Source organism: Streptomyces kanasensis (assembly GCF_043077165.1).
GTDB lineage: Bacteria > Actinomycetota > Actinomycetes > Streptomycetales > Streptomycetaceae > Streptomyces > Streptomyces changanensis.
Genome location: NZ_JBIBSF010000004.1, coordinates 450,368 through 462,878, shown reverse-complemented (window position 1 = coordinate 462,878; position 12,511 = coordinate 450,368). Strand labels below are relative to the sequence as shown.

Sequence of the window (12,511 nt, the reverse complement as noted above, 5' to 3'; positions counted from 1 at the left end):
CGCTCCGGGCCCTCGGTGCACACCCCGGCGGCTCACATGACGCCGAGCCGCTCCAGCAGCGGTTCGCGGTTCCTGCGCCGCTGCACGTACCCGCGCCATCCCGCGAGCGGCACCATCAGCGTCCAGGCCGTGACGCCGATGACGAGGCCGGTGCGGCGGCCGCGCGCGTCCACGTCGGCGGCGTCGGCCAGCGGCACCTCGCCCTCCGGGTCGCGCACGATCTCGATGCGCTGACCGACCCGGTAGCCGGGGTTCGAGCCCCGGTACTCCAGCGGTTCGTCGAGCCGGCCCTGCGGGCCGACGAGGGTGTAGCTGTGGTCGTTGCCGCTGCCCTCGTGGGCGAAGACGAGCACGCTCTCGCGGATCCCGCGCCGTTCCAGCGCGGCCTCGGGGGCGTACTGCACCGAGCCCACCAGGACGAGCAGGGCGGGCACCGCCGACAGCAGCGCCAGCCACCACGCCTGGTGGAGCAGGCGCAGGACGATGACGAAGGCGAGGCTCAGCACGACGCCCACGGCGATCGGGACGGCGTCGTAGCCGAGCGTGACGTACGCCAGGGCGGTGTTGCCGACGGCGATGCCCCAGGCGAACAGCAGCACCAGCAGTGTGCGGAGCAGCATCGACCGCCTGCTCGTACGGTTCCCCTCACTCATGGGAGCAGCGTACGGAACCGGGCCCCCCGCCCCCGCCCCCGGGGTGGCGGGCCGTCGGGCCGTCGGACCGCCAGGGGCTGTCCGCGATGGTGATCACCGGGCTCTCACCAGGCCGCGCGTCCGGATCGTCGTGGCGCGGAGGCGGAGTCCGGCGAGGTGGCTCACTGGCGACTTGTCGTAGCGGGTCACGGTGCCGCGCCACCCCGGCGAGCGGCACCATCAGCGTCCGGGCGGCGACGCCGACGACGAGTGGCGGAGCCAACCACCCGCCACCACACAGCGTGGACCCTTGGCCGGAGGCCGCCGCCCAACAGATCGGCCGCCCCGGCGGACAACGGCCCGGCGCCGTGCGCCGTCTGTGCCCACGTCACCCCGCCCGCGCTCCCGCCAGGCCGAGGCCGCCCCTGCCGGCCAGCCGCCCGCCTCCTTCACTTGCAGAAGGCCCTGCGGGCTCGCCCCACCTACGCCCCCGCCTTGCGGATGGTGCTCAGCGTCCCCGTCGCCCCGACCGACGGCTCGGCAGGGCTGCCGGACATGACCCACCCGAACGCCTCACCCGAGGAGCGGGCCACGGGCGGCCGCGGACACTCGAAGTATGACGGCCGAATATTACGCGGACCGAACGGTCGCAGGCCGAACATCCCCCGTACCGGTAGGAGGTACACGCATGTCCCTCAGGAGCCTCGGATGCGCATCGACGCTGGTCGCCGGCACGCTCGTGCTGCAGACGACACCGGCCCAGGCGGTCGCCGAACGAATCCCGGCGAACACCTGCCCGGCCGCCGACCGGGCGAGAATCGTCTCGACGATCTACGACGCCCTTCCCCCGGGTGACGGCGCCGGCCGCCGGGTGTATCTACGGTGCGGTGTGCACACGGGCCCGAACGCCGGCTACGGGCTGCGGCACATCGACGCGGGCCACGGCCCCGGTCCCCACGTCGACATCAACACGGGGCAGGTCACCCGGTGCATCAGGGCGATCGCCGAGACCTACCGGCCCCGCAACGACGCCGGCCAGTGGGTGTACAGAACCGACCCGGGCAACGCCACACGGTGGCGGCTGGTCATCGATCCCGTGCACAACGAGCGCGGCGTCGTGACCCTGTTCGCCGAGGACAACACCCAGAACGGCTACCGGGACTTCGGCCTCTGTCCCGCCGACGTGCGGTAGCCGCTGGTCGGCCGCGGGCCGTCACCGAGAAACCGCACATCCGGAGGACCTGACCACACGCGAAGAGTCACCAGGGGCGGGCCCTGCCCGCAGTGAAGGGAGTGTTGTCCCATGGTCGATCCCATCGGGCCCACCATGGCCGGCGGAACCCAGAAGGTGGACGACGAGTCAGGGTGGACCGTCACGTTCTACCCCGACGCCAACAACTACGCGCTGATGTCGGAGGGCAAGCCGCCGAGCTTCTACTGGCTGCCGACCCGCCTGTCACTGGCGCGCGACGAGAACAAGGACTACAAGTTCAACCTCACGCGCTTCATCGGGAAGGCGAAGAACCCGCAGGACAAGGACACCGTGGGCGGAGTCCTGAGCCTCACGGTCACCGGCGCGATCCCCTCCGACGTGTGGGAGAGGCTCACGAAGAAGGTCATCGAACAGACGGAGAACAACACCAACGGACTGTGGTGGAGGGAAGGCAGGCTCACACCGCTGTTCCAGCCGGTCATCGTGTCCTCCAACACGGTCAGCCTCTCCAACCTGGCGCTCGGCGAGAACCGCGAACCGGCGGACGCCGCCCAGCCCGGGGACGAACCCATCAAGAACTGGCACTGGGTCCTCCAGGGTGGCGGCAAGGCGTCCCTCGACCCCACCGGCGAGACCGCGTTCGTCGCCCTGGTCGGCAACTATCCCGCGCAACTCCTCTACAAGAGCTTCAAGGGCACGAGCACCGGCATCGTCTTCGCGAGCTCCGCGATGCAACTGCACATGTGGACGCCCAAGGTCAAGCTCACCATCGACTGCGACTGGGAGAAGATCTACAAGCACTTCCAGAGCAAGCTCAACGCGCGCTCCCTGTGGGCCAAGGCCGACATCGACGCGGAGCTCAAGAGCCTGCAGATCGACGGCGCCATCACCGTGGATTTCGTGCTCGACGAGACCATTCCCGGCATGGAGAAGATCTCGGAGACGCTCAAGAACCACTCCGATGTGGTCGTGGAGAAGTTCCTCGAGTACGTCGGGGGCGTCATCTTCGGGCCCGCCCCGGAGAAGGACGGCACCTCGGGCGAGACGTCTTCCAGCGAGAACCCCTGGGGCGTCGAGCTCAAGCTGAAGGCCAGCTGGGATTTCACCAAGCTCAAGCTGAGGTACGAGGAGACGGACCGCATGGCCTATCTCCAGACCAGCGTGACCTCCAGCTCGCTGACCTCGGTCCTGAAGGAAGACGCCGGAAACGATCTGCAGAAGGAGAAGAAGTACTTCCCCGTCGTCTATCTGGACGACTGGCCGGCGCAGCTGGTCAGGATCTGCAAGCCCGTGGCGGCCTGGGCGACCGACGTCTACGACAGCCTGTCGGTGCAGGTCGGCTATCCCGACCAGGACGGCCTGGTCCAGTACGAGCCGCACACCTTCTACCGCCCCGACGACCACCTCACGACGAAGGAGTGGACGTATCGGACTTTCCAGAAGAACAAGTCGGAGGTCAGGAATCCTCCGCCGAACTGGGAACCGGACAGGACGTTCGTCAAGCGCTGGATCCACTTCAAGGAACCCGACCCGATGAACTACCTCACCGTCTTCCACTCGAAATGCACGAAGATCGCGATCGACCCGGAGCCGTACGGCACCGCGCTCAACGACCAGATCGTCGAGGTCCGGGCCGCCTCCAACCAGGTCATGACCGTGCAGATCCGGTTCCTGGTGTCCGCGGCGAAGATGACAAACCGGGTGGTGACGGTCGAGCTCCAACCGGTGGACGAATACGGCAACCCGATCAAGGGCGCCGAGACCGCGACGTTCGACGCGTTCGAGAACGACTACAAACCCACGCGGACCTGGAGAGTCTGCCCGGTCCCCCACGAGAAGAGGAACTACCGCTACAAGGTCACCGTCACCGACTACGGATTCGGCGCCCGCTGGGGCGACGAGGACTGGACGGTCACCGACACTCCGCACCTGAAGGTGAAGATGCCGAAGCAGACGGACCAGGGCGTGTACTTCGAACTCCTGGAGGAGGACGTCCGGCCCCCGCGCCGGCCGGCCCGCACCTGACGACTGCCCGCCCACGGTCAACGGACTGCGACAGCCGCTTCGCAGTCGCGGCCTCCTCCGACCCCGCGGAGGAGGCCGCACAGGTGGCCCGATGATGTCGGGGATGCGGGCGGGACGGGTACTCCACCACGTGGCGCGGGACGTCGCGCGTGGCGACATGGGTGACCGACGTGAAGCCCCTGGTCCAACGGACGACCTCGTGAGAGGGACGTGTCCTGCCAGGGGCTTCACGGCTGTCCGCGACCGGGACCGCCCGCCCGACCCCTCCCGAGCCGAGCAGGGCACCCGGCTGCACGAGGACCAGTGCGCTGGGGGAACCTTCCCCGACGTCACGTCAGGCCATGAGGAGGTACCGGAGAGGGACGAACCTCCCGGCCACGGGGTCGAGGGGTCCACGGGGCTGAGGGCAGCGCGACGACGGGGCGCCGGGCCGTCGGCGGCTACGCCCGCAGGGCAGTGATCAGCCAGGTGAAGGCCGGTGCCTGCGGGGGGAACGGCGGCCGGTCGTCGAGCACCCCGAGGAGCTGCCAGTACCGCTCCACCCGGACGTCGGTGAAGGTCGCCAGGTGGTCGGCGAGCCGGGCACGGTCCACCGGGGCCAGGGCCGGGTCGACGATCCGGTGCAGGACCTCCCTGCCGGCGGCCGACTCCGGGGCGATGCCCTCGCGCACCGCACGGCCGGCGTGTTCGGCGACCAGCGCGGGGTCGGGGCCCTGCGGCCGCGGCTCGGGGCCGGTGCGCGCGCCGGCCACCGCCATCTCCCGCACGCGGGCGCGGAACCCCTCGTCACCGACCAGTTCGGCCAGCTCCACCCAGGCGTCGAGCTGTTCGGGGGTGGGGTCGGTGGGCAGCTCCGCCGGGAGGGCGCGCATGGCGCGGGCGATGTGCCCGCCGGGGCCCTCGGTGGGGAGGCCGTCGAAGGTCGCGTGGACGAAGTCGTCGATGATGCGCTGCCGTTCGTCGGCGGACATCCGGGTCAGTTCGTGCATGAGTCTCATCTCCTCGGTGGTGGTTCCGTGCCGGGCCACCCGCCGCAGCACCGCGCGCCGCACGTGGAGCGTGCGGAGTTCCGCCTCGACGGCGCGCAGGTGCGCCGCGGCCACGTCGTGGACGGTGACCTGCCGGGCCAGCACCCGGCGGACCGTGTCGAGGTCCAGGCCCAGTTCGCGCAGGGTGCGGACCAGGTCGAGGCGGGCCACGGCGTCGGGGTCGTAGAGCCGGTAGCCGCCCGTGGAGCGGTCGGTCGGCTCGACGACGCCGTTGTCGGACCAGAAGCGGATGGTGCGCACCGGCAGTCCGGTGCGGCGGGCGAGCTCGCCGATCGTCAACAGGGCGGCGCGATCGCTCACGGGATCCATCGTCGACCTTCCAGCGGGTGGAGACTCAAGTCGCTCGTGGGAACGGTGGGAGGAACACGGCGCCGGTACCGCCGGGCCGTCCCTCGTCGGGCGGTCACGGTCCGGTCGGCGCGCGGCGCGGATCACCGCCCCTCACGCGGCGGCACGCCTCGGCGTAGGCGGCGACGAGCGGCCGGTGCCGGTCCTCGACGCGCCAGGCCAGCGCGTACCGGGTGGGGGCGAGGTCGCGGACGGGTCGGGTGGTGACGCCGCCGAGCGAGACGAGCGGGGCGTTGCCCTCGGCGACGAGGACGACGCCCAGACCCGCGACGAGCGCCTCGTAGGTCTCCTCGGTGCCGGCGACCTCCGCGCCGACGCGGGGCGGGCGGCCCCCGCGGGCGTCGACGGCGAGCCAGTGGTCGCGCAGCGGCCCGGCAGCGGCGGGTAGGGCGAGGAACGGCTCGTCGGCCAGGTCGGCGAAGTCGAGCGCCGCCCGGCCCGCCAGGGGGTGGGTGTCCGGCAGGGCGACCAGGCGGGGCTCCTCGGCGACCACCGTCCACGCGTACCGCTCCGGGTCGGGCAGGGGCAGCCAGACGAACGCCACGTCGCTGGTGGCATCGGCGAGCCCGGCCGTCGGATCGTCCCAGGGGACCTGCCGCAACCGCAGGGACGCGCCGGGGTGGGCGGCGGTGAACCGGGAGCGGATCGCCGGCAGCAGGCCGCCGCGTCCGGGGCTGGTGCTCATCCCGACGCGGAGCGTGGCGCGCGCGGCGGCCTCGGCGGCGCGGACGGCGGCGGCCGCGTCGTCCCAGGCGGCGAGGGCGCGCCGGGCGTGCGGCAGCAGCGCCTCCCCCGCGGGGGTGAGGGACACGCCCCGCGGGTCGCGCCGGAACAGCTCTGTCCCCAGCTGCCGTTCCAGGGCGCGGACCTGTTTGCTCAGGGCCGGCTGCGACACGTGGAGCCGCTGCGCGGCACGGGTGAAGTGCAGCTCGTCGGCGACCGTCACGAAGTACCTGAGTTCCCGCCCGTGGACGTCCATGCCCATCGGCTATCACGACGGATCTTGGACGAGCAACTCCCCTACCGCGCACAGTGGTTGCGTCAGACAGGACCAGGGAGGGATCGTCGTGGACAAGGTGTGGCTGATCACGGGTGCGACAAGCGGGTTCGGTCGGGCGATCGCCGAGGCGGCGGTCGCGGACGGGGACGTGGTGGTGGGGGCGGCCAGGCGGCCGGACGTACTCGACGACCTGGTCGCCGCCCATCCGGACCAGGTGGAGGCGGTACGGCTGGACGTGACGGACACGACGGCGGTGGAGGCGGTCGTCGCCGACGTCGTGGCGCGGCACGGGCGCGTGGACGTCCTCGTCAACAACGCGGGCCGTACGCACGTGGGGGCCTTCGAGGAGACGACGGAGGCGGAGCTGCGCGACCTGTTCGACCTGCACGTGTTCGGTCCGGCGGCGCTGGTGCGGGCGGTGCTGCCGCACATGCGCGGGCGCCGGTCGGGCGCGGTGGTGCAGATGAGCAGCATGGGCGGACAGATGTCGTTCGCGGGCTTCTCGGCCTACAGCGGGACGAAGTTCGCGCTGGAGGGCATGTCCGAAGCGCTCGCGGACGAGGTGCGGGAGTACGGCGTCAAGGTGCTCGTCGTGGAGCCCGGGGCCTTCCGGACGGCGCTGTTCGACGGTGCGAGCGCGAGTGCGGAGTCGGAGGCGTACGCGGCGTCGGTCGGGGCGACGCGCCGGATGATCGCCGAGGGGGCGGGCCGGCAGCCGGGCGACCCGGCCAAGGCGGCGTCCCTGGTCCTGGCGGCGCTCGCGGCTCCGGAGACACCGCTGCGGCTGCCGCTCGGCGATGACGCGGTGACGGCGGTGCTCGGCCACCTCGACCAGGTGCGCTCCGAGGTCACGGCGTGGGAGGGGCGCACCCGGGCGACGGCCTTCGCGGACGCGGAGGTGTGACGGGGGCGTGCGCCGGAGCACCGGAGGACGGGCGCTCCGGCGCCGTCCGGCGGACCGGGGGCGGGCCGGCGCGGGAAACACGGGGTTGACGTCCGCTTAACGAACATGACTTTTCAGGCAACGGACGACTTCCGGCCAACTTCTTGACGCGGTCCTGACAGGGCGCGCACTCCAGTGCGACTCTTCCCCCGTTCTTGCTCCGCCAGCTCTGTTTGCACCGCCCGGGGACACACCCAGGTCCCCGGTACCCCCCTCGCAAAAGGAGTCCGCGTGAGATCCACGCCAAGCCGTCGCGCGACCGCGACGGGCGCTCTGATAGCCGCCGCCGCCATGTTCGCCGTGGGCGTCCAGACCGGACCCGCCTCCGCCGGCGCCGCATGGGGCACCGCGGCCCCGAAGGGCCAGGCCGCCGGCCAGGCCGATCCGGGCGCCCTCCCCGCCGACCTCTCCCCCGCCCAGCGCACCGCGCTCATCCGCGCGGCCGACGCGGGCAAGGCCGAGACCGCGAAGGAACTGGGTCTCGGCGCCCAGGAGAAGCTCGTCGTCCGCGACGTGACGCAGGACCGGGACGGCACGACGCACACGCGCTACGAGCGCACGTACGCCGGCCTGCCGGTCCTCGGCGGCGACCTCCTCGTCACGGAGACGAAGGCGGGGAGGACCGAGGCGGTCGCCAAGGCCGCCCGCGCGGAGCTGAAGAACGTCGACCTCAGCGCCGACGTCGCTCCGGCCGCGGCCGAGAAGCAGGCGCTCGGCGCCGCCCGCGCCGAGGGCTCGAAGGCCACCGAGGCGCAGCAGGCTCCCCGCAAGGTGGTGTGGCTCGCCCAGGGCAAGCCCGTCCTCGCGTACGAGACCGTCGTGGGCGGACTCCAGCACGACGGCACCCCCAACGAGCTGCACGTGGTCACCGACGCCGCGACCGGCGCCAAGCTGTACGAGTGGCAGGCCGTCCACAACGGGACCGGCAACACCCAGTACAGCGGCCAGGTCACCCTGGGCAGCGCCCAGTCAGGCAGCAACTTCACGCTGACCGACACCGCGCGCGGCAGCCACAAGACGTACAACCTCAACCGCGGCACCTCCGGCACCGGGACGCTCTTCTCCGGCTCCGACGACGTCTGGGGCGACGGCACGCCGACCAACCTGGAGACCGCGGGCGCCGACGCCCACTACGGCGCGGCCCTCACCTGGGACTACTACAAGAACGTGCACGGCCGCTCCGGCATCCGGGGCGACGGCGTCGGCGCGTACTCGCGCGTCCACTACGGCAACAACTACGTCAACGCCTTCTGGCAGGACAGCTGCTTCTGCATGACGTACGGCGACGGCTCCGGCAACGCCAAGCCGCTCACGTCCATCGACGTCGCCGCGCACGAGATGACGCACGGCCTGACCTCGGTCACGGCCAAGCTCGTCTACAGCGGCGAGTCCGGCGGCCTCAACGAGGCGACGTCCGACATCTTCGCCGCCGCGGTCGAGTTCCACGCGAACAACGCCAAGGACGTCGGCGACTACCTCGTCGGCGAGAAGATCGACATCCGCGGCAACGGCACCCCGCTGCGCTACATGGACAAGCCGAGCAAGGACGGCTCGTCCAAGGACGCCTGGTACTCGGGCATCGGCAGCATCGACGTCCACTACTCCTCGGGCCCGGCGAACCACTGGTTCTACCTGCTCTCCGAGGGCAGCGGCACCAAGACGATCAACGGCGTCGCCTACGACTCGCCGACCTCCGACGGGCTGCCCGTCACCGGCATCGGCCGCGACAAGGCCGCGCTGATCTGGTTCAAGGCGCTCACCACCAAGTTCACCAGCACCACGAACTACGCGGGCGCCCGCACCGGCACGGTCGCCGTCGCCACCGAGCTGTACGGCGCCGGCAGCGCCGAGGTCAAGGCCGTCGAGCACGCCTGGGCCGGCGTCAACGTCGGGGCCCGCCCCGGCGGCGGCGACCCGGGCACGGGCAAGGTCTTCGAGAACACCGCGGACGTCTCCATCCCGGACAACGGCGCCGCCGTCACCTCGACCGTCGACGTCACCGGCGTCGCGGGCAACGCCCCCTCCGCCCTCAAGGTCGACGTCGACATCGTCCACACCTGGCGCGGTGACCTGGTCGTCGACCTGGTCGCCCCGGACGGCTCGGTCTACAACCTGAAGCCGTACAGCTCGTCCGACTCGGCCGACAACGTGAAGGCGACCTACACGGTCAACGCCTCCAGCGAGGTCGCCAACGGCGCCTGGAAGCTCCGCGTCCAGGACCGGGCCGCGCAGGACACCGGCTACATCAACGGGTTCAAGCTCACCTTCCCGTAGCCGACCGCCCGGTGACGGGCACACCGCCCGGTGACGGGCACCGCCACCCCCCACGGATGCAGAGGCCGCCGTCCCCCTCGGGACGGCGGCCTCCGCGCGTACCCGGGGACGGCGGCCTCCGCGCGTGTCCGGCGCCGCACCACCACCGCCCGCCCACCGGGGCCGGGCCGGCGGACTCCTCCCGCGGTACCGGTCGGGATCCGCCGTACGGCCGAGGCGGCCCGGGACCGCAGGACGATGCCGCCGGGGCGGGCGGCACGGCAGGCTGGCCCCGGGCCCGTCGCCCCCCACGAGGGGAGGGGGCGACGGCCCGGGGCGCCGCTCAGCGCAGCAGGACGCCCGCGCCCTCGCCCGGCGACTCCGCCGGCAGCGCCACCAGCCCCAGGTCCGCCCCGGCGGCGAGCAGCCGGTGCGCGGGCAGCACCCGCACGGTGTAGCCGAACGGGCCGGTGCGGTCCAGGCTCAGCGGACCCTCGTACACCCAGCGGCCCTGCTGGTCGGGACCGCCGCCGCCGGCCGGCTTCAGCGGGAAGGTCCGGGCGTCGGCGAGCGCGTCCCGCGTGTCCACCCGGCCCGCGACCGCCTGCACCTCCACGTCCTCCGGCTGCAGCTCCCCGAGGGTGACCCGGACCCGCAGCGCGAGCGTGGCGCCCAGCTCGGCGACCTCGCTGCTCTCGTCCGCCTCCACGTGGTCGACGGCCACGCCCGGCCAGGCCGCGCGGACCCGGGCCTTCCAGGCGGCCAGCTCACGCGCCCCGTCCAGGTCCAGCGACCGGTGGGCCCGCGCCGCCGGCGTGTACAGCCGCTCGACGTACTCGCGCACCATGCGCCCCGCCACCACCTTGGGGCCGAGCGAGGTGATGGTGCGGCGGACCATCTCGATCCACCGCTCGGGCAGGCCGTTCGCCCCCCGGTCGTAGAAGCGCGGCGCGACCCGCTGTTCGATCAGGTCGTACAGGGCGTGCGCCTCCAGGTCGTCGCGGCGCTCCTCGTCGGTGGTCGGACCGTCGGCGGTGGGGATCTCCCAGCCGAAGTCCGGGTCGTACCACTCGTCCCACCAGCCGTCCCTCACCGAGAGGTTGAGGCAGCCGTTCAGCGCGGCCTTCATGCCGCTCGTGCCGCACGCCTCCAGCGGGCGCAGCGGATTGTTGAGCCACACGTCGCACCCCGGGTAGAGCTTCCGCGCCATCCCCATGCCGTAGTCCGGCAGGAAGACGATGCGGTGGCGGACCCGCGGGTCGTCGGCGAAGCGGACCATCTCCCGCACCAGCCGCTTGCCCCCGTCGTCGGCCGGGTGCGCCTTGCCCGCGACGACGATCTGGACGGGCCGGGTCGGGTGCAGCAGCATCTCGCGGAGCCGGTCGCGGTCGCGGAGCATCAGCGTGAGCCGCTTGTAGGACGGCACCCGGCGGGCGAAGCCGATCGTGAGGACGTCCGGGTCGAGGACCCCGTCGATCCAGCCGAGCTCCGCCGACCCGGCGCCGCGCTCCCGCCAGGAGGCCCACAGCCGGGTCCGCACCTCGTGCACCAGCTGCTCGCGCAGCTCGCGGCGGAGCTCCCAGACGGCGGCGTCGTCGATCTCGGCGAAGGCGTCCCAGCGCTCCGATCCGCCCACGCTGAGGGCGTCCTCGGCCCGCTGGGCGCCGATCCTGCGGGCGCCCAGCCGGAGCACCTCGGGCGCCACCCAGGTGGGGGCGTGGACGCCGTTGGTGATGGAGGTGATCGGCACCTCCTCCGCGTCGAAGCCGGGCCACAGCCCGGAGAACATCGAGCGGCTCACCGAGCCGTGCAGGGTGGAGACGCCGTTGGCGCGCTGGGCGAGGCGCAGCCCCATGACGGCCATGTTGAAGACGTGCGGCTCGCCGCCCGGGTACGTCTCGCGGCCCAGCTGGAGGAGGCGCGTGACGTCCACGTCCGGGAGCTCGGCGCCGGGGCCGAAGTGGCGGGCGACGAGGTCGCGGTCGAAGCGGTCGATGCCGGCGGGCACGGGCGTGTGCGTGGTGAACACCGTCCCGGCCCGCACGGCCTCCAAGGCGGCGTCGAAGTCGGTGCCCTGGTCGGTCAGCTCCCTGATGCGCTCCAGGCCCAGGAAGCCGGCGTGGCCCTCGTTGGTGTGGAACACCTCCGGGGCGGGGTGGCCGGTGAGGGCGCAGTACGCCCGTACGGCCCGGACACCCCCTATTCCCAGGAGCATCTCCTGCAGGAGCCGGTGCTCGCTGCCCCCGCCGTAGAGCCGGTCGGTGACGTTCCGCTCGCCCGGCCCGTTCTCCTCGACGTCCGAGTCGAGCATGAGGAGCGGGACCCGGCCGACCTGCGCCACCCACACGTGGGCGAAGAGGGAGCGGCCGCCCGGCAGGGCGAGGGAGATCCGGACCGGGGTGGCGTCGGGGCGGCGCAGCAGCGTCAGGGGCAGCTCGTTGGGGTCGAGGAGCGGGTAGTGCTCCAGCTGCCAGCCGTCACGGGAGAGCGACTGGCGGAAGTAGCCGTGCCGGTAGAGCAGGCCGACGCCGACCAGCGGGACGCCGAGGTCGCTGGCGGCCTTGAGGTGGTCCCCGGCGAGGATGCCGAGGCCGCCGGAGTACTGGGGCAGCGCGGCGGTGACGCCGAACTCCGGGGAGAAGTAGGCGACGGCCGCGGGGGGTTCGTCGCCGCCCCCCTCCGCGTGGTTCTGGTACCAGCGGCGGCCGCGCAGATAGTCGTCGAGGTCGTCGGCGGCGGCGGTCAGGCGGCGCAGGAACCGCCGGTCGCGGGCGAGTTCGCCGAGCCGCGCGGCGGAGACGGTGCCGAGGAGCCGCACCGGGTCGCCGCCGGCCGCGCGCCACCCCTCGGGGTCGACGGCCTGGAACAGCTCTCGGGTCTCGGCGTGCCAGGACCAGCGCAGGTTCCGCGCGAGGTCGCTGAGGGGTCGGAGGGGTTCGGGCAGGACGGGGCGGACGGTGAACCGACGGATGGCCTTCACGTGTTCCACCTTCGCAGGCGAGGTACGTACAGTGGCGGACCCACCACGGTATGCGTCCGCCGTTCCGG

Annotated in this window: 8 protein-coding genes; 4 read left to right on the top strand and 4 right to left on the bottom strand. The window is 72.5% G+C overall.

Going from position 1 to position 12,511, the window contains the following annotated elements; all coding sequences use genetic code 11:
• Positions 1 to 32: 32 nt before the first annotated feature.
• Positions 33 to 653, bottom strand: coding sequence for a hypothetical protein (locus ACF053_RS13665; protein WP_391954029.1), 621 nt, complete (start codon positions 651 to 653; stop codon positions 33 to 35).
• A 667-nt stretch (positions 654 to 1,320) separates the two neighbouring features.
• Between ACF053_RS13665 and ACF053_RS13660 the strand changes: the two genes are divergently transcribed.
• Both ACF053_RS13660 and ACF053_RS13655 read left to right on the top strand, forming a co-directional pair.
• Entirely contained in the window at positions 1,321 to 1,824 is a 504-nt protein-coding gene (locus ACF053_RS13660; protein WP_391954028.1) for a hypothetical protein, read from the top strand.
• 111 nt (positions 1,825 to 1,935) lie between these two features.
• Positions 1,936 to 3,870 (top strand): hypothetical protein, encoded by a 1,935-nt coding sequence (locus ACF053_RS13655; RefSeq protein ID WP_391954027.1) that lies wholly within the window; start codon positions 1,936 to 1,938, stop codon positions 3,868 to 3,870.
• Positions 3,871 to 4,310: 440 nt separating this feature from the next.
• Here ACF053_RS13655 and ACF053_RS13650 read toward each other — a convergent pair whose 3' ends face one another.
• Entirely contained in the window at positions 4,311 to 5,228 is a 918-nt protein-coding gene (locus tag ACF053_RS13650; RefSeq protein ID WP_391954026.1) for a helix-turn-helix domain-containing protein, read from the bottom strand.
• A gap of 94 nt (positions 5,229 to 5,322) precedes the next feature.
• Positions 5,323 to 6,252: a LysR family transcriptional regulator gene (locus ACF053_RS13645; protein WP_391954025.1), complete on the bottom strand. Its 930-nt coding sequence runs from the start codon at positions 6,250 to 6,252 to the stop codon at positions 5,323 to 5,325.
• 82 nt (positions 6,253 to 6,334) lie between these two features.
• On the opposite strand from ACF053_RS13645, the gene ACF053_RS13640 reads away from it, so the two are divergent.
• Positions 6,335 to 7,171 (top strand): oxidoreductase, encoded by an 837-nt coding sequence (locus tag ACF053_RS13640; protein WP_391954024.1) that lies wholly within the window; start codon positions 6,335 to 6,337, stop codon positions 7,169 to 7,171.
• A 270-nt stretch (positions 7,172 to 7,441) separates the two neighbouring features.
• Positions 7,442 to 9,484 carry a M4 family metallopeptidase gene (locus tag ACF053_RS13635; RefSeq protein WP_391954023.1) on the top strand — a complete coding sequence of 681 codons (2,043 nt, stop codon included), beginning with the start codon at positions 7,442 to 7,444 and terminating at the stop codon, positions 9,482 to 9,484.
• 322 nt (positions 9,485 to 9,806) lie between these two features.
• Here the strand turns inward: ACF053_RS13635 and glgP are convergent, their stop codons facing one another.
• On the bottom strand, positions 9,807 to 12,443 hold the full coding sequence (gene glgP, locus ACF053_RS13630) for an alpha-glucan family phosphorylase (RefSeq protein WP_391954022.1): 2,637 nt from the start codon (positions 12,441 to 12,443) through the stop codon (positions 9,807 to 9,809).
• Between the last annotated feature and the right edge of the window lie 68 nt (positions 12,444 to 12,511).